The 16,949-nt window shown below is 64.0% G+C and carries 20 protein-coding genes; 5 read left to right on the forward strand and 15 right to left on the reverse strand.

Annotated features, from left to right (window positions below; genetic code table 11):
• Nucleotides 1-30: 30 nt before the first annotated feature.
• The 4 genes from sdhA to NKJ57_RS23415 form a co-directional block, all read right to left on the reverse strand.
• Nucleotides 31-1,860 (reverse strand): succinate dehydrogenase flavoprotein subunit, encoded by a 1,830-nt coding sequence (gene sdhA / locus NKJ57_RS23400; protein ID WP_023815320.1) that lies wholly within the window; start codon nt 1,858-1,860, stop codon nt 31-33.
• A 1-nt stretch (nt 1,861) separates the two neighbouring features.
• The gene (gene sdhD, locus NKJ57_RS23405; RefSeq protein WP_352512789.1) at nt 1,862-2,260 is read right to left on the reverse strand and encodes a succinate dehydrogenase, hydrophobic membrane anchor protein; all 399 of its coding nucleotides are present in this window, start codon (nt 2,258-2,260) and stop codon (nt 1,862-1,864) included.
• Nucleotides 2,260-2,679: a succinate dehydrogenase, cytochrome b556 subunit gene (gene sdhC, locus NKJ57_RS23410; protein WP_023747372.1), complete on the reverse strand. Its 420-nt coding sequence runs from the start codon at nt 2,677-2,679 to the stop codon at nt 2,260-2,262. Before sdhC ends, sdhD begins: the two co-directional genes overlap by 1 nt.
• Before the next feature lie 240 nt (nt 2,680-2,919).
• A complete protein-coding gene (locus tag NKJ57_RS23415; RefSeq protein ID WP_352512791.1) occupies nt 2,920-3,390 on the reverse strand; it encodes a hypothetical protein in 471 nt (156 codons plus the stop codon).
• A gap of 252 nt (nt 3,391-3,642) precedes the next feature.
• Between NKJ57_RS23415 and NKJ57_RS23420 the strand changes: the two genes are divergently transcribed.
• Nucleotides 3,643-4,014 carry a hypothetical protein gene (locus tag NKJ57_RS23420; RefSeq protein ID WP_023687709.1) on the forward strand — a complete coding sequence of 124 codons (372 nt, stop codon included), beginning with the start codon at nt 3,643-3,645 and terminating at the stop codon, nt 4,012-4,014.
• 37 nt (nt 4,015-4,051) lie between these two features.
• Here NKJ57_RS23420 and NKJ57_RS23425 read toward each other — a convergent pair whose 3' ends face one another.
• A complete protein-coding gene (locus tag NKJ57_RS23425; RefSeq protein WP_352512793.1) occupies nt 4,052-5,248 on the reverse strand; it encodes a GGDEF domain-containing protein in 1,197 nt (398 codons plus the stop codon).
• Nucleotides 5,249-5,411: 163 nt separating this feature from the next.
• On the opposite strand from NKJ57_RS23425, the gene NKJ57_RS23430 reads away from it, so the two are divergent.
• On the forward strand, nt 5,412-5,723 hold the full coding sequence (locus NKJ57_RS23430; RefSeq protein ID WP_023706723.1) for a hypothetical protein: 312 nt from the start codon (nt 5,412-5,414) through the stop codon (nt 5,721-5,723).
• A 108-nt stretch (nt 5,724-5,831) separates the two neighbouring features.
• On the opposite strand, the gene leuC is transcribed toward NKJ57_RS23430, so the two are convergent.
• From leuC to rplS, 8 genes are all read right to left on the reverse strand, one after another.
• Nucleotides 5,832-7,241 (reverse strand): 3-isopropylmalate dehydratase large subunit, encoded by a 1,410-nt coding sequence (leuC, locus tag NKJ57_RS23435; protein WP_023670518.1) that lies wholly within the window; start codon nt 7,239-7,241, stop codon nt 5,832-5,834.
• 71 nt (nt 7,242-7,312) lie between these two features.
• A complete protein-coding gene (locus tag NKJ57_RS23440) occupies nt 7,313-7,522 on the reverse strand; it encodes a hypothetical protein (protein WP_196813720.1) in 210 nt (69 codons plus the stop codon).
• The gene (locus NKJ57_RS23445; RefSeq protein ID WP_023706725.1) at nt 7,519-8,154 is read right to left on the reverse strand and encodes a class I SAM-dependent DNA methyltransferase; all 636 of its coding nucleotides are present in this window, start codon (nt 8,152-8,154) and stop codon (nt 7,519-7,521) included. The genes NKJ57_RS23440 and NKJ57_RS23445 overlap by 4 nt, the downstream gene beginning before the upstream one ends.
• Nucleotides 8,155-8,212: 58 nt before the next feature.
• Entirely contained in the window at nt 8,213-9,028 is an 816-nt protein-coding gene (locus NKJ57_RS23450) for an amino acid ABC transporter permease (protein ID WP_023706726.1), read from the reverse strand.
• A 169-nt stretch (nt 9,029-9,197) separates the two neighbouring features.
• A complete protein-coding gene (locus tag NKJ57_RS23455; protein WP_023687705.1) occupies nt 9,198-9,998 on the reverse strand; it encodes a transporter substrate-binding domain-containing protein in 801 nt (266 codons plus the stop codon).
• A gap of 237 nt (nt 9,999-10,235) precedes the next feature.
• A complete protein-coding gene (locus NKJ57_RS23460; RefSeq protein WP_023683877.1) occupies nt 10,236-10,733 on the reverse strand; it encodes a MarR family winged helix-turn-helix transcriptional regulator in 498 nt (165 codons plus the stop codon).
• Nucleotides 10,730-11,158: an organic hydroperoxide resistance protein gene (locus NKJ57_RS23465; RefSeq protein ID WP_023694503.1), complete on the reverse strand. Its 429-nt coding sequence runs from the start codon at nt 11,156-11,158 to the stop codon at nt 10,730-10,732. Before NKJ57_RS23465 ends, NKJ57_RS23460 begins: the two co-directional genes overlap by 4 nt.
• Nucleotides 11,159-11,312: 154 nt before the next feature.
• A complete protein-coding gene (gene rplS, locus NKJ57_RS23470; RefSeq protein ID WP_023670525.1) occupies nt 11,313-11,873 on the reverse strand; it encodes a 50S ribosomal protein L19 in 561 nt (186 codons plus the stop codon).
• A gap of 326 nt (nt 11,874-12,199) precedes the next feature.
• Here rplS and NKJ57_RS23475 point away from each other — a divergent pair, with 326 nt between their 5' ends.
• On the forward strand, nt 12,200-12,952 hold the full coding sequence (locus tag NKJ57_RS23475) for a sulfite exporter TauE/SafE family protein (RefSeq protein WP_023683874.1): 753 nt from the start codon (nt 12,200-12,202) through the stop codon (nt 12,950-12,952).
• Here the strand turns inward: NKJ57_RS23475 and trmD are convergent.
• On the reverse strand, nt 12,934-13,632 hold the full coding sequence (gene trmD, locus NKJ57_RS23480; protein WP_023726048.1) for a tRNA (guanosine(37)-N1)-methyltransferase TrmD: 699 nt from the start codon (nt 13,630-13,632) through the stop codon (nt 12,934-12,936). The genes NKJ57_RS23475 and trmD overlap by 19 nt on opposite strands.
• Nucleotides 13,629-14,228, reverse strand: coding sequence for a ribosome maturation factor RimM (rimM, locus tag NKJ57_RS23485; RefSeq protein ID WP_023715860.1), 600 nt, complete (start codon nt 14,226-14,228; stop codon nt 13,629-13,631). Before rimM ends, trmD begins: the two co-directional genes overlap by 4 nt.
• A 118-nt stretch (nt 14,229-14,346) precedes the next feature.
• On the opposite strand from rimM, the gene NKJ57_RS23490 reads away from it, so the two are divergent.
• On the forward strand, nt 14,347-15,285 hold the full coding sequence (locus NKJ57_RS23490; RefSeq protein ID WP_023747380.1) for a tyrosine recombinase XerC: 939 nt from the start codon (nt 14,347-14,349) through the stop codon (nt 15,283-15,285).
• A gap of 73 nt (nt 15,286-15,358) precedes the next feature.
• A complete protein-coding gene (locus NKJ57_RS23495) occupies nt 15,359-16,423 on the forward strand; it encodes a TraB/GumN family protein (RefSeq protein WP_352512795.1) in 1,065 nt (354 codons plus the stop codon).
• Nucleotides 16,424-16,949 lie beyond the last annotated feature (526 nt).

Consider the following 16,949-nt stretch of genomic DNA (forward strand, 5'->3'; position numbering starts at 1 on the left):
CCTTTCGGATGACGGGCTTCGGCACCATGGTCAGTACACCCTGGCCTTCGGCGCGATCTTGGCAAGACTGATGCCGCCGTCCTTTTCCGCCACCAGCGGCTCGGTGTGCACGGGACGATAGCTGAGGCTCACCTGGCCGTCCTCGCTTAGCCGGGCCAGCGTATGCTTGCGCCAGATAGTGTCGTCGCGGGCCGAGAAATCTTCGCGCGCATGCGCGCCGCGGCTCTCCTTGCGCGCCTCGGCGCCGTAGACCGTGGTGATGGCGTTGGCCATCAGATTTTCCAGCTCCAGCGTCTCGACCAGGTCGGAATTCCAGATCATCGAGCGGTCGGAGACTTTCAGGTCCTTGAGCCCGGTCCATATCTGCGAAATGCGCTTGCAGCCGTTTTCGAGCGACTCCTGTGTGCGGAACACGGCGGCGTCTTCCTGCATCGCCTTCTGCATTTTCTCACGCAGAACGGCGGTTGGCGTCGAGCCATTGGCGTGGCGCAGCCGGTCGAAGCGGTCCATGATCTTTTCGACCGAGGCTTCGTTTGGCGAAGGGATCGCCGAATTGCGGTCGATGACCTGGCCGGCGCGGATTGCGGCGGCGCGGCCGAACACCACCAGATCGATCAGCGAGTTCGAGCCCAGCCGGTTGGCGCCGTGCACGGAGGCACAGCCGGCCTCGCCGACCGCCATCAGCCCGGGTGACACCCGGTCAGGATTCTCGACAGTCGGGTTCAGCACCTCGCCCCAGTAATTGGTCGGCACGCCGCCCATATTGTAGTGCACCGTCGGCAGCACGGGGATCGGCTCCTTGGTCAGGTCGACGCCGGCGAAAATCCTGGCCGATTCCGAAATGCCCGGCAGCCGCTCATGCAGCACGGCCGGATCGAGATGGTCGAGATGCAGGAAGATATGGTCCTTGTTCTTGCCGACCCCGCGGCCTTCGCGGATCTCCAGCGTCATGCAACGCGAGACGACGTCGCGCGAGGCCAGGTCCTTGGCCGACGGCGCGTAGCGCTCCATGAAGCGCTCGCCCTCGGAATTGACGAGATAGCCGCCCTCGCCGCGCGCGCCTTCGGTGATCAGGCAGCCGGCGCCGTAGATGCCGGTCGGATGAAACTGCACGAACTCCATATCCTGCAACGGGAAGCCGGCCCGTGCCGCCATGCCGCCGCCGTCGCCTGTACAGGTGTGCGCCGACGTCGCCGAGAAATAGGCGCGGCCATATCCGCCGGTCGCCAGCACCACCATCTTGGCGGAGAAGCGATGGATGGTGCCGTCGTCGAGGTTCCAGGCGACGACGCCGGTGCAGGTGCCGTCCGGTTCCATGATCAGGTCGAGCGCAAAATACTCGATGAAGAACTGTGCATTGTTCTTCAGCGACTGGCCGTAGAGCGTGTGCAGGATGGCGTGACCGGTGCGGTCGGCGGCAGCACAGGTGCGCTGCACCGGCGGGCCGTCGCCATAATTCATCATGTGTCCGCCGAACGGCCGCTGGTAGATCTTGCCCTCTTCGGTGCGCGAGAACGGCACGCCGTAATGCTCGAGCTCGTAGACCGCCGCCGGCGCCTCGCGCACCAGATATTCCATGGCGTCGACGTCGCCCAGCCAGTCCGAACCCTTGACGGTGTCGTACATGTGCCACTGCCAGGAGTCCGGACCCATGTTGGACAGCGACGCGGCAATGCCGCCTTGTGCCGCTACCGTGTGCGAGCGGGTCGGGAACACTTTGGTGATGCAGGCCGTGCGCAGGCCCTGCTCGGCCATGCCGAGCGTAGCACGCAGGCCGGCGCCGCCGGCGCCGACGACGACCACGTCGAACTTGTGGTCGACAAAGGTATAGCCGGTGGCCGATTTCGCGTCCTTGGCCAAATCAGCCTCCGAATGCCAGTTTGAGCAGGGCGAAGATCGAGGCGACGCCGACCGCTATGGTGAAAAACGTGCTGAGTGCGATCAGCGCCAGCTTCATGCCTTCGGCATGCACGTAATCCTCGATAATGACCTGCATGCCGACACGCATATGGGTGAGACCGGAAACGAGCACCAGCGCCAACACCAGCGCCACGAACGGACTGGCGAGCGCCGCCCGCACCTCGGTGAAGCCGGCGCCATTGAGCGCGATCAGGAACCCGACGAAGAACAGTATCAGGGGGATGTTGGCAATGGCCGTCAGCCGCTGTCGCCAGAAATGCCCGGTGCCTTCGCGGGCCGAGCCCAGACCGCGGACCTTGGCCAGCGGCGTGCGCATATCGTTGTTGTTCGTGCCGCTCATCACAAGGTTCCCCGCGCCATGTAGCCGGCGACCCAGATCAGCAGCGTGAGCAGGATGGAACCGGCGAGCGTCGCCCAGGCGATCTTCGATGCCGTGTTTTTCTCCAGCCCGGCGCCGGTGTCCCAGACGAGATGGCGCACGCCGCCCAGCATGTGGTGCATCAGCGCCCAGGTGTAGCCGAACAGGATGAGCCGGCCGAGCCAGGTGCCGAAGGCCCAGTTGATCCAATCGAAAGCGCCTTGCGAACTCGCCGCCGCCATCAGCCACGCGGCGACCAGCAGCGTGCCGAAATACAGCGCCCCGCCAGTGATGCGATGAATGATCGACATCGTCATGGTGATCGGTGGGCGGTAAATCGTCAGGTGCGGCGAGAGCGGCCGTTCACGTCTGGCGGTTCGGGTGGCTGGTGATTTGCTCATGGCTGCCCCAGTTCGATGTCCGGAGCCGCGGTGGAAAGCGGCACTTACCGCCTCGATATATGACTTCAGACAGCCGGTTTCTAATGCTCTTTTTGCACCGCGTCAAAGCCGGAAAATCGTTTTGAAAACGTCATTTAGTCTGACAAAAGGCTGCTGTTTCGCTTCAATCGATTTGGCCACCGTCGAAAGCCGGCGCACCGTTCGCTGCAGTGCGGCATTTCCTTTGCAATCGACGCCAGGCTATCGTTTGCAGGTCTGTGGTGTCGAGCCCCTCTTCATCACCAGCGCCTCGCGCGCGTCGATCACGATTGCGTCATGCGACGCGGCTTCCTGGTAGCGGCTGGACTGGTTGGCGGGTGATGCGGCAAACTCCTCGGTCGTGCCATCGGGCCTGACAACGCGCAACGCCGTGCCGAGGTTCTGGATGGTGATCCTGCCGCCATTGCCGCATCTGTAAGTTGCCGTGCCGACAGCAGACCGCGGCGCGGTAAGGTCGGTGACGATCTTGGCTGAAGGTGCGGCAGGCGCTGTCGGAGCCGTTGCGGAAGCCGGGGGCGCCACAGGTGCGGCGGACTGCTGAGCCGGCGCGGGCGCGACAGTGGGTGGTACGGTATTCACCGCCGTCGGCGCGCCGTTCTGCGGCACGCAGGCTGCGGCAGTCAGCAAGGGGATCGACAACAGCGTCACCCGAAACGTCCGGCGTAACGCCATATGCTGTCCTCCTGCGCGGCTAACTAGCCGCGATGTTCCACCAAGATCAAGCTCACCCGACGTCAGCGTAGGTGTGTGCGTCGCGGCCGATGGTGCGGGCAAGCATGGCCGAATGATGACGCCCGGGTTTCCATCCCGTCGGATATTAACCATGTTTGGCGAGAGATCGCCGCCGGATGCGCCTGCCCTCTTAACAAAGGTTAAGAAAAGGTTAATTTCCGATTCGATCGGGTCCACAGCAGAGAGGACACCATGCTTTCGAATTCAGGAAGAGCGCGCCTTGCGGCGCTTGTGCTGGCGACAGCCAGTCTCGGCTTCGCCGCCCCGGCAATGGCCTGGTCGCGCCATCATGACCGCGTCTATGCCGATTCCCTAGGTAATCTCGTCATCGACAGCGCAGCCGGCTACAAGCGCATCATTGTCGGCCAAGGCAGGCTGGCCAAGAAATTGTCCGACTACACCAGCGCCGGGCAGCCGGAAGCGGAACCGGAAGTCCTTTATGAAGACGAGGCGGATCACATCTCCAGGCGTGGCTGCTACCAGCCGCCGGTGTTCGTGAAGGGCCGCTCCTATATGTACGGCCTCTCCGATGGCGAAATGCCCAACCTCAGCCCTTGCCGCTGATGATCCGGCACGGCCGAGAGGCCGTTTAAGCGAGACGCTAACCGACGCTGCCTGTATCCGGGATGAACACCGTTTCCGCCCGCTCATAGGACAATCGCACGCTGTCGCGGCCGTTCTTCTTGGCCTTGTAGAGCGCTTCGTCGGCGCGCCGCATCAGCGGCTCCAGCCCTTCGTCGCCGGTGCGCGCCGCGACGCCGAAGCTCGCGGTCACCCTGGTGCCCGGCGGCAACCCGTCGACACTGCCGGCCGAATAGTGCGTGCGCACGGCTTCGGCAAACAGCCGCGCCGTGGCAAGATCGCTCAGCGACAGAAGCACAGCGAACTCCTCGCCGCCGATGCGGCCGGCAACCGCACGCGTGCCGGCGGCCGCGCGAAGCTTGGCGGCGAAGTCGGCGATCACCTGGTCGCCCGCGGCATGTCCGTATTTGTCGTTGAGCGCCTTGAAGTGATCGAGATCGGCCAGCACCAGCGCGACCGGCACCTTGGTAACAGCGCAATGCTGCAGCACCAGCAAGGCGCGCTCCTCGAAACCCCTGCGGTTGAGCAGGCCAGACAGCGGATCGGTGTGCGTCTCGGTCTTCAGCGCCTTCATCACGTCGAGCGCAGCTGCCGAGAACAGGCAGAGCGCGATCAGCAACGACAGCAGCGCGTGCGTCAAAAGCGCCGTCGTCCAGTAGGACGAGCCATAAAACCCGTCATAGCTGGTGAACGGCCCGTGCGAGATGACGACGAGCAGCGTGCGGCCAATGAAGTTCAGCCCGGACAGCAGCGACAATACGAACAGGATTTTTTCCGTCGGGCCGTTCTTGCGCACGGCGCGCAGCTCGGCGGCGACCAGCAGGCTGAGGCCGCCAAAGCCGAAATTGATCGACAGGATGCGCCAAGTCAAGTCCGGCTGGACGAACAGGAACCAGCAGAATGCCACCATCCCGCCACCCGCCAGAATGCCGATCGCGATATAGGGCACGCGCCTGCCGTAGCGTGAGATGATCGCACCGACGAGGCAACAGGCGGCGAGCGTGAAGCAGACGTTGGAGACCAGCTTGGTCAGCACCATGCCGCCGGGCAGCGTGAAATACTGCAGCAGGAAGCCGGGCGCGGACACGCAATAGCTCGTGCCGAGCACAGCCAGATAGGGCCGGTGGCGCTGATAGAACCACAGCACGAGGAACGCCGCGCCGAGCGCCAGCGCGATCGTCGGATTGAGCAGCGCTATGAACAGGCCGGTGTCCAAAGGACGGTGACTTCCCCGCTTGACGTCAGGGAAGACCTTAGAGCGCAAGCCCCAACAAGCGGTTAAGCCGGGACGAATATGCAAGTCGCCACTCATGAAGCTGGTGCACGGAACCGGGACCTGAGGCCGGCGTTTCCTGACAGCAATCAAGGAGAAGTTGTTCATGGCCGACACGATCACGCTGACCGATCACGAAGCAATTCGCTCATGGGCCGCAGGGCGCGCCGGATTTCCGGCGATCGTCGATGTATCGCCCGAAACCGGAACGCAGCCGTTGCTGAGGCTCGTCTTCGGCCAGCACGCCTATCAGGACCAGGATCAGCCCGAACGCCCGGTCAACGCAGGCGGCTACGAGCTGGTCGAATGGGACGAGTGGTTCAAGATCTTCGACGAGCGCGAACTGGCGCTGGTGGTCGCGACCGACGAACCCGGCAGCCGGGAGGAATTTCATGAAATCATCCGGCGTGCCGGCTAGGGCATAATACCCCAAGGGTCTTAGAGCGGCGCGCTTTAAACAAAACCCCGAACGGTTTTGCCGTTCGGGGTTTTGCATACGCTCAGATCAGGCTTGAACCAGTCTGCGCTATTTCCAGTCGCGGATGTCGACGAAATGGCCGGCGATCGCCGCCGCCGCCGCCATTGCCGGCGATACCAGATGGGTGCGGCCCTTGAAGCCCTGCCGGCCTTCGAAATTGCGGTTCGAGGTCGAGGCGCAGCGCTCATGCGGCTTCAGCCGGTCGTCGTTCATGGCCAGGCACATCGAGCAGCCCGGCTCGCGCCAGTCGAAACCGGCGGCAATGAAGATCTTGTCGAGACCCTCGGCCTCCGCCTGTTCCTTGACCAGACCGGAGCCCGGCACGATCATCGCATCGACATGCGCACTCACCGTCTTGCCTTCGACCACCTTGGCCACCGCACGCAGATCCTCGATGCGGCCATTGGTGCAGGAGCCGATGAAGACGCGGTCGAGCGTGATGTCGGTGATCTTCGTGCCCGGCGTCAGCCCCATATAGTCGAGCGCGCGGATCTTTGACGTCCGCTTGTTCTCGTCCGTGATCTCTTCCGGATTGGGAACGACGCCCTGCACCGAAACGACGTCCTCGGGCGAGGAACCCCAGGAGACGATCGGCGGCAGCTTGGCCGCGTCGAGCACGATCACCTTGTCGAAATGCGCGCCCTCGTCGGACTGCAGCGTCTTCCAGTATTCGAGCGCGGCGTCCCACGACGCGCCCTTCGGCGCGCGCGGCTTGCCCTTGACATAGGCGAAGGTGGTTTCGTCGGCCGCGATCAGGCCGGCGCGCGCGCCGCCCTCGATCGACATGTTGCAAATCGTCATGCGGCCTTCCATCGACAGCGCGCGGATCGCCTCGCCGGCATATTCGATGACATAGCCGGTGCCGCCGGCGGTGCCGATCTCGCCGATGATGGCCAAGATGATGTCCTTGGCGGTGACGCCTTCCGGTAACTGGCCATCGACACGCACCAGCATGTTCTTGGCCTTGCGCTGGATCAGCGTCTGGGTCGCCAGCACATGCTCGACCTCGGAGGTGCCGATGCCATGTGCCAATGCGCCGAAGGCGCCATGCGTCGAGGTGTGGCTGTCGCCGCAGACAATGGTCATGCCAGGCAGCGTGAAGCCCTGCTCCGGCCCGATGATGTGGACGATGCCCTGGCGGATATCGTTTTCGGAGTAATATTCGACGCCGAAATCCCTAGCGTTCTTGGCCAAGGCCTCGACCTGGATGCGGCTTTCCTCGTTCTTGATGCCGAACTTGCGCTCGGGCGAGGTCGAGACATTGTGATCGACCACGGCCAGCGTCTTTTCCGGATGCCGGACTTTTCTGCCGGTCATGCGCAGACCTTCGAAGGCCTGCGGGCTGGTCACTTCATGGACGAGATGGCGGTCGATGTAGAGCAGACAGGTGCCATCATCCTGGCGGTCGACGACATGGTCGTCGAAAATCTTGTCGTAGAGGGTGCGCGGTGCGCTCATGTGCGTAAATCCGTCGATTTGCAAAAAGGGGAAGGGCAGACGCGCGAAGCCTTCGGCGCGGCGAAAGCGGCTTAGCTAAGTCGGCTGGTGAGCGCGCCGGAAATGCGCGAAGAGAAACGCGACGGCAGGCGTTTTCTGTCCTGCAGCACGAAACCCTTATAGGCCGGATCGCCAAAAAGCTCTTCCATGGCGTGGCTCATACCAATGTTTTGGCTTTTCGGCAATTGCGGCGTGTTTTCGCTTCTCCCCTTGTGAGAGAAGGCGAAGAGGGCGGCGCTCAAAGCACCTCGAACACAAAAGTCTTCACCAGCGCGTCCGGCTCGGCGATCGCATAGCAGCGGAACCATGGGCTTTGCTCGGCCGGCCGCCATTTCCCGGCCCGCTCCAGCCCGTCGAACACGGCCTGGAAGCCGCCGCTGTCAAACACCTGGTCGCGCACGGTGAAGATGGCGTGGCCGCCTTTTCTGGTGATGCGGACAAGCTCGTGCAGGCCGGACGCCGGCGCATGGCCGATGGTGAACACGCCAGTCGAGAAGAAGGCGCGGAAATGCCCGTCCGGCCAGGGCAGCGGCCCGCCGAGCATTGCCTGCTTCAGATCGCCATAGGCATTGCGGCTGCCGGCGATCTTCAGCATGTCGTCGGAGAGGTCGAGCCCGGCAATGTCGTGATAACCCAGCGCCTTCAATGACGGGCCCGACAGGCCGGTGCCGCAGCCGGCGTCGAGCAGCGGTCCTTCGCCCACCTGCACATGGCGCGCCACCCAGGCGGTGATCAGGAACGGCAGCAGATAGCCTAGCGAAGCGGTTTCGCCGTCATAGGTCGCGGCCCAGTCCGCATAGGCCTTGGCCAGCCCTTCCGGCGTGTCGGCCGAATAGACGGTGCCCAGCGCCGCATTGGCCTTGTCGATCGTCATCGCATGCATCCTCCGGAATCCTGTCCCCCGCGATCGTAGCCGTGCCCGCGTCGGACTTCTATTCCTGCTGCGCCCGCCGCAGTCGCTGCTCCAGCCCCCGCAGCGCCAGCGACAGGCTGACGGTGAGGATGAGATAGATATAGGCGACGATCGAATAGGTCTCGAAGAAGCGGAACGAGCCGGCGGCGTAGATCTTGCCCATCTGGGTGATGTCGGCGACGCCGAGCACCGAGACCAGCGAGGAATCCTTGACCATGGCGACGAAGTCATTGCCGAGCGGCGGCAGGATGGTGCGGATCGCCTGTGGGAAGACGATCAGCCGGAAGCGCTGCGAGCGCGTCAGCCCGAGCGCCTTGGCAGCCTCGATCTGGCCTTTCTCGACCGACTGGATGCCGGCGCGAAAAACCTCGGAGATGAAGGCGGAATAACCGATGGTCAGCGCCATGATTGCACGCCACAACAGCGACACGTCGCGCACCAAAAGCTCGCCGAGATAGCCGGCGTTTTGCAGCGGTGCGGTCAGGGCATTCCACGCAGCTACGAAGGCCGGCGCGCCGGCGAAGGCGATCCAGAACAACAGCACCAGGATCGGCACGCCGCGGATGATCTCGACATACAAACGAGCGATCTGCCTGAGCCAACGCGACCCCGACAACCCCATCAGCGCAATGCCGAGCCCGACGGCGGAAGCCAGCGCGAAGGCGACCACGGTGACAAGAATGGTGATGCCGATGCCTTTGGCGACGGTGGCAAAAACCTGGGCGTAGAGATCGCTGGCGGCAATGGAGAGCGCAGCGACGACGGCGAGCGCGATCGCGGCGGCAAGCCACCAGGGAAAATCGGGTTTGAGAGTCGAAGCGGGGGGCGTGGCCATCAGGGCGCTTCACCCTCCCCCTTGTGGGGAGGGTCGGCGAACAAGCTTTGCATCGCAAAGCTGGTGAGCCGGGGTGGGGGTCGTGACAAAGCGCCGGCGCTGGCACCCCCACCCCGCTCCGCTTCGCGGATCGACCCTCCCCACAAGGGGGAGGGTAAGGAGTCGGACATCACTGCCCCATCTTGTAGTCGAGAAACCACTTCTTGTTCAGCGCCTCGATCGTGCCGTCGGCCTTCAGCGCCGCGATCGCCGCGTTGACCGGCTTCACCAGGTCCGAGCCCTTCGGGAAGATGAAGCCAAAATCCTCGGTGCCGAGCGGGCCGCCGATCAGCTTGAGCTTGCCGCCGGAGGCATCGACATAGCCTTTGCCGGCGGTGCCGTCGGTCAGGACGACATCGACGTCGCCGGATTTCAGTGCCTGCACCGAAGCGCCGAAGGTCTCGAACTGCTTGATACGCGGGTTCTGCTCATTGCCGTCGAGCACGCTGTAGACGGCGGTGTAGAACGGCGTCGTTCCGGCCTGCGCGCCGATCAACCCGTCCTTGAAGGCGGCGAAGGTCTTGGCGTCGGTGAAGCGGCTTTCATCGGCGCGCACCAGCATGAACTGCTCCGAACGCATATAGGGGTCGGAGAAATCGACCTTCTCCTTTCGGTCGTCCTTGATGGTGATGCCGGTCATGCCAATGTTGTACTGGTTGTCGGAAACCGCCTGGATCATCGCGTCCCAGGAGGTGTTCTGGTACTCCACCTTGAAGTTCAGCCGCTTGGCGATTTCGTCCATCGCGTCATACTCCCAGCCGATCTGCTTGCCGGTCTTGGCGTCGATGAACTGCAGCGGCGGATAGGCGTTTTCCGTCACCACCACGACCTTCTTGCCGCCGAGATCGGGCAGCGCATCGGCCGCCCATGCAGCGACGGGCGCGAGGAAACAGGCCGCGAGGGCGGCCAGCAGCAGCTTCGATTTGGTCATGACACGCTCCAGGATGAGAAGCCCGCTTGCAGCCGGGCTCGCATGAAAATCCAGGCGCGACTTTAGCCGTCCGCAGACGGCTTGCAAGCCGGTCCGGTGCTCAGCGTCCGGTGAAAGCGGATTCCAATGCCTTCAACCAACGCGGTTTTAGAACGTCCCGTGGTCGGAATTTATTCCGTGATTGCGCCGCCGGCAAACCAGGCCCCTCCTGGACACGGGAACCCGTCAGATGACGGATCAGGATGGTGACGTAGCCTCACGCAGCTTGGCGACAAATCCGGTCAAGGTCCGGTGCAGCGACTTCAGCTCCTCGACTTCCAGCGGCATGGCGCAGGCAAGGCCTGCGGATACGTCCTTGATGCGGGCGCGCAGCGCCTGGCCCTTGGCAGTCGGTTCGACCAGCACGCGGCGCTCGTCGGCCGGATCGCGACGGCGAGTGACGAGACCAGCCGCTTCCATCCGCTTGAGCAGAGGCGTCAATGTCGCCGAATCCAGCCCCAGCGCCTCGCCGAGTTCGCCGACCGTGCTCGGCGCATGCTGCCACAGCGCCAGCATCGCCAAATATTGCGGATAGGTCAGGCCGAGCGGGTCAAGCAGCGGCCGATAGAGCTTGGTCATCAGCCCGCTCGCCGAATAGAGCGCGAAGCAGAGCTGCTGGTCGAGGCGCGGAACGGCGATCCTCCCGGCGGTGTCCGCCGGGACTTCGCTGGCCCTGGTTTCGGTCTTCGTCGTCATGCTGCCTTTGCCGGAAGCGCCACGGTCGAAAGCGCCACCTCGATATTGCCTTTGATCGCATTGGAATAGGGGCAAATCTGATGCGCTGCCGATACAAGCGCTTCCGCCGCCGCCTGATCAAGGCCTTTGGTCTCCGCGGCCAGTGCGACACCAAGTTTGAAGCCTTCACCATTGGGAAGCAGGCTGACGGTGGCGCTCACCGCCGCATCGTCCAGCGGCAGCTTCTGCTTGCGCGCGACGAAGCGGATGGCGCTTTCGAAGCAGGCGGCATAGCCGACCGCGAACAGCTGCTCGGGATTGGTGGCGCCACCCTGTCCGCCGAGCTCCTTCGGCAAAGCGAGGTCGACCTTCAGCAGGCCGTCGCTGGTCTCGCCGTGGCCGGCGCGGCCGCCGGTGACGCGAGCCTGTGTGGTGTAGAGTGCCATGTCAGTTCTCCATTTGCTTTGTATCCGATCATTTAGTGTACAAGATAATTCGAGTCAACAGCCGTGGCGCAACTCTCGGCCGGCAATCGTTCACAGTCTGGTGAAACGAAAAAAGGCGGCCGAAGCCGCCTTTTCAAAATCCTTGGTCGAGATCTTATTCGGCCGGGGTCGCTTCCGCGGCCTTTGCAGCCTCGTCGGCGGCCTTGGCGGCTTCGTCGGCGGCCTTCTTCTCGGCGGCTTCCTGCGCGGCCTTCTCGGCTGCCAGCGCCTGCACGGCGGCGATCTTCTCGGCCTCGATGCGGGCCTTCTCAGCGTTCAGCGCGTCGCGCTCCTCATCGTTCAGCTTGCGGGCGCGCACGCCGGTGTTTTCCGAAATACGGGCCGACTTGCCGCGACGGTCGCGCAAATAATAGAGCTTGGCGCGGCGCACCTTGCCGCGGCGCACGATCTCGACGCCTTCGACCATCGGCGAGTAGACCGGGAAAACGCGCTCGACGCCTTCGCCGTAGGAGATCTTGCGGACGGTGAAATTTTCCTGGAAGCCGGCGCCGGCGCGGGCGATGACGACGCCCTCATAGGCCTGGACGCGGGTGCGGGTGCCTTCGGTCACGCGGACCTGCACGCGCACGGTGTCGCCGGGCTGAAACTCGGGAAGCTTGCGCTTGGCTTCGATCTTGGCGGCCTGTTCGGCCTCGAGCTGACGGATGATATCCATCTCAATAGTCCACTTCTTGTTCTTCCGACAGTCAGAGCGTCCGACACTCGCCTTGCAGTTCCATTGACCGCTCGGCTATGCCCTTTGTCCCCGAGACATCTTGTCTTCGAAACATTGGGCAGGGGCGACTACACCGTCATTGTTGACGGGTCCGGGAGATTTTTCTCGCCAGTACGGGCGGGCACATACAGCTATTTCACTGACTTGTCACGCCTTGGCCCTGTCTTTTTTGGTCGCATGCCACCACGCAATCGTCCAGTGCAGGGTTGCGCCGGCCCTTCAAGCTTCCTAATCCGGGAGCAGCACACTTGTCCGGCGGCCTCACAATGTCTGTTTTCGACGCAGTCCTGCTCTTCCTCGCGGGTTTTCTGTCAGGCGCCGTCAACGCCGTTGCCGGCGGCGGCACCTTCATAACCTTCGGCGCCATGACGCTGGCCGGCCTGCCGCCGATCGTCGCCAACGCCACGTCCTCGGTAACGCAGTTTCCCGGTTACATCACCTCGACGCTGGCTTACTGGACCGACATCAAGCATTTCTGGCGCGGCGCGCTGCTGCTTTGCCTGATCTCGGCTTTGGGCGCGCTGGCTGGTGCGCTCATCCTGCTGGCGCTCTCAAATCCGTCGTTCCGCGCCCTCGTGCCGTGGCTGCTGCTGGCCGCAACCGCCTTGTTCGCCGCCGGGCCGTGGCTGAAACCAACGCCGAAGCCTGGGCATGAAGCCACGGTCGGCTCTCTGGCCGGTTCGCTGGCGCAGTTCGCTACCGCCATCTATGGCGGCTTCTTCGGCGCCGGCATGGGCGTCATGATGCTGGCGACGCTCGGCCTGACGCAATCCGGCGACTATCACCGGCTGAACGCGCTGAAGAACATGCTGGCCGTGGTCATCGCCGCCGTTGCCATACTGGTCTTCGTTTCCGGCGGCGTTGTTGCCTGGCCTCAGGCAATCGTCATGATCCCCGGCGGCGCGCTCGGCGGCTATGCCGGCGTCTGGATCGCCAAGCGCGTGCCGCAAAACGCAGTACGCGGCTTCGTCATCGCCGTCGGCCTATTTCTCGCCGTCTACTATTTTGCCAAGGGCTGAGCGGCGAGCAAATCCGGCCGGCGCTCCCTGGTCAGCTTCTCGGACTCGGCGCGGCGCCAGGCGGCGATCTTCTTGTGATTGCCGGAAACCAGCACGTCGGGGATTGGCCTGCCTTCGAACTCCTGCGGTCGCGTGTAATGCGGATGTTCGAGCAGACCGTTCTCAAAACTTTCTTCCTCGCCCGACACCGCATTGCCCATGACGCCGGGCAACAGCCGCACAACGGCGTCGAGCAGTACGAGCGCCGCCGGCTCGCCGCCCGACAGGATGAAATCGCCGATGGAGACCTCTTCCAGTCCACGCGCCTCGATCAGCCGCTGGTCGACGCCCTCGAACCGGCCGCAAACGATGACGGCGCCTGGCCCGCCAGCCAGTTCGCGCACGTGCGCCTGCGTCAGCGGCTTTCCACGCGGGCTCATCAGCAAACGCGGCCGCGGATCGCCCGCCGGCGACGTGTGGTCGATCGCCTTGGCCAGCACATCGGCGCGCATCACCATGCCGGCGCCACCGCCGGCCGGCGTGTCGTCGACGGTGTGATGGCGATCGCTGGCGAAGTCGCGGATCTGGATAGCTTCCAGCGACCATGTCCCGACTTCGAGCGCCCGTCCGGCCAGCGACAGGCCTAGCCCGCCCGGAAACATCTCGGGATAGAGCGTCAGCACCGACGCCTTGAACGTCACCGGTTGCCTCCGGCTTCGCGCGGCCCGCGCGGTCGGCCCTTCGCGTCGAAATCTTCTTCGCGCGGCGCGTCGCCATCCTCATCCTCGACAAGGCCGGCGGCTGCCGGGTCGACGCGGAGAAAACCTTCGGCGATCGAAACCTGAGGCACGGCGGCCTGGGTGAACGGGATCAGCACGCCTTTGCGCCCGCCGAGGGTAACGTCGAGAATGTCGCCGCCGCCGAAATTATGCACCGCCACCACCTTGCCGATGACCGCGCCCTTATCGTCGCGGACTTCAAGTCCGACGAGATCGGCGTGGTAGAATTCGTCCTCCTCGCCATCGTCGGGCAGCATCGAGCGGTCGACGAACAGCTCGGTTCCGGCCAGCGCCTCGGCGGCATTGCGATCGGCAATGCCCTTGAAGCGCACCACCACGACGGTGTTGGCGGGCCTGATGTCGATGATCTGGAAGGCGCGGCCGTCCTTGGCATAGAGCGGCCCATAATCGGCCAGCGCCATCGGCTCGCCAGTGAAAGTCTTCACCCGCAATTCGCCCTTGATGCCGTGGGCGGCGCCGATCACGGCCATTTGCACGGGGTTCTGGGGCTTCGACATGGCTGATATCCTTTGCCCTGCTCTAACGCCCTACCGGCGTCATTTCAATGATCGCCCGTGGCCATTTCAATGACAGGTTCTTCACCGCTTCCTAACCCGGCTGCCTGACAATGGCGGCATGCAGGAATTTCTCATCCCGGCAAAACCCGACCTCCAGGCAGCGCGCGAAAGCTGGCTGAAGATGCTGGCGCGCGAGCGCCGGCTGGCGCCGGCGACCGTCGAAGCCTATGAGCGCGACACGCGCCAGTTCCTGCATTTCCTCACAGGGCATTGCGGCGGCTCGCCTGGTCTTTCCGACATCGCCACTCTGCGCCCGGCCGATCTGCGCGGCTTTCTTGCCGCGCGGCGCAACGCCGGCGCCGGCGCCCGCACGCTCGGACGCGGCCTCGCCGGCATCCGCTCGCTGCTGCGCTTCCTCGAACGGCGCGGTCTCGCCAATGCCGCCGGTGCCGCTGCGTTGCGCGCGCCGCGCCAGCCGAAATCGCTGCCCAAGCCGCTGACCGCCAGCGATGCCAAACATGTCGTGTCGGTGGAAGGCCAGCTGGCTGAAGAGCCCTGGATCGCCGCCCGCAACGCCGCCGTGCTGACGCTGCTTTATGGATCGGGCCTGCGCATTTCCGAAGCGCTGGGCCTCAGCGCCGCCGACCTGGCATCGGAAGCCGACACCGTGCTGCGCGTCACCGGCAAGGGTGGCAAGACACGGCTGGTGCCGGTGCTGCCGGTGGCGCTCAGGGCAATCGCCGAATACCGAAAACTGTGTCCCTATCATCTCGATCCCAAGGGCCTGCTGTTTCGCGGCGCCCGCGGCGGGCCGCTCAACCCGGCCATCGTCCAGCGCGACATGGCCAGGCTGCGCTCGGCGCTGAACCTGCCCGACACCGCGACGCCGCACGCGTTGCGCCATTCCTTCGCCACCCATCTGCTCGGGCGCGGCGGCGACCTGCGCACCATCCAGGAACTGCTCGGCCACGCCAGCCTGTCAACGACGCAGGTCTATACCGGCGTCGACACCGCAAGACTGCTCGAGATTTACGAATCCGCCCATCCCCGCGCGTGACACTGTATTAGTCCAGGACAATTTCCCCACGTCGGTTAACCGTTTCGCCGCTTTTCAGTCCTAGAACCGCACCATGAAACGCGCCTTTGCCATCGCCGACCGCGCCGCCCTTGTGTCGCTGAAGCTGCTCGTCGCGCTCAACGCCCTGTTTTTCCTGTCTTTCCTCATCGTGCTGCTGCTTGCCATGGGCAGGGCGCATGCCGAAGCCCCGGCCTGCGCCGGCGCCGATCTGCTGTCGGCCCTGCAGAAGGAAGACCCCGCCACCTATTCCAGGATCGAGACGGAAGCAGCAGCGACGCTGAACGGCAAGGGCCTGTTGTGGAAGCTGGAGAAATCAGGCGAAAAGCCATCCTTCCTGTTCGGCACCATGCACATGACCGACCCGCGCGTGACCACTCTGCCGCCGGCAGCCAGGAAAGCCTATGACGCTGCCGGCACCATCATCATCGAGACCACCGACGTGCTCGACAAGCAGAAGATGATGGAGGCCATGCTCAAGGAACCCGAGCTGATGATGTTCACCGACAACACGACGTTGTCGTCGCTGTTGTCGCCGGAGGATGCGGCGGTGGTGAACAAAGGGCTCGATGCGCGCGGCATTCCGCCGGCGAGCGTCTCCAAGATGAAGCCGTGGCTGCTGTCGGCCATGGTCGCGCTGCCGGTCTGTGAGGTCGCCCGTCAGGCAGGCGGCGCACCGGTTCTCGACGTCAAGCTGGCGCAGGACGCCAAGGCTAATGGCAAGCCGGTGGAAGGGTTGGAGACCGCAGCCAGCCAGCTGCGCGCCATGGCCTCGCTGCCGCTTGCGTTCCACATCAAGGGGCTGGTCGAGACCCTGAAGCTCGGCGACAAGATAAACGACATCAACGAAACCATGATCGTGCTTTACCAGCGCGGCGACACCGGCACCTTCTGGCCGCTGTTGCGTTCGATCTCGCCCGACGAAGACGACGACGCAGGTTACGCCGAATTCGACCGGACGATGATCACCGGCCGCAACAAGGTCATGGCCGACCATGCCGCACCGATCCTGGCCAAGGGCAATGCCTTCATGGCCGTCGGCGCCATGCATCTTCCCGGCCCCGAAGGCCTGGTCGAGGATTTTCGCAAGGCCGGCTATACCGTCACCGCCGTCGACTGAGCAGCGCCCGTCTTGAATACCGAATCACGTAAGCCCGGCTCTGTGCGGTGCGCAACTGATTCGCAAAGCGGAGGCGGTTGGCCCTATTTTTGGCGGAAAAGGCCAGCTAAGCTCGTTCTACCTCGTTCGTGATTGATTTTGCGGGGGAAATACAGGCCAACAAGCGGTTGCGAATCAGAATTTTCCTGCGTTCGTCAATTTGAAGGCCTAGTATGAACCCGTTCAACGGTTGCGCGTTGAGGGGTGTTGATTGATGCTTTTCATCCACGGAGGACACTTTTATGGCGAACCCTAACGATCCAGCGCCCAGGTCGGGTGGTGGCAGCGGCTGGCTGATTGCGCTGGTCGTCGTCATCCTTGCGATTGTCGCGTACTATGTTTTCGGCAGAAGCGGCGAACATCCTGCGCCCGCAGAGCCGCCGGCAGCCAGCACACCGGCGCCCGCACCTGCACCGGCTGAGCCGATGAAGCCCGCCGAACCGGCTCCCGCACCAGCCCCTGCGCCCGCACCGGCTCCTGCGCCAGC

Source organism: Mesorhizobium sp. M0077 (assembly GCF_040322955.1).
Taxonomy (GTDB): Bacteria; Pseudomonadota; Alphaproteobacteria; order Rhizobiales; family Rhizobiaceae; genus Mesorhizobium.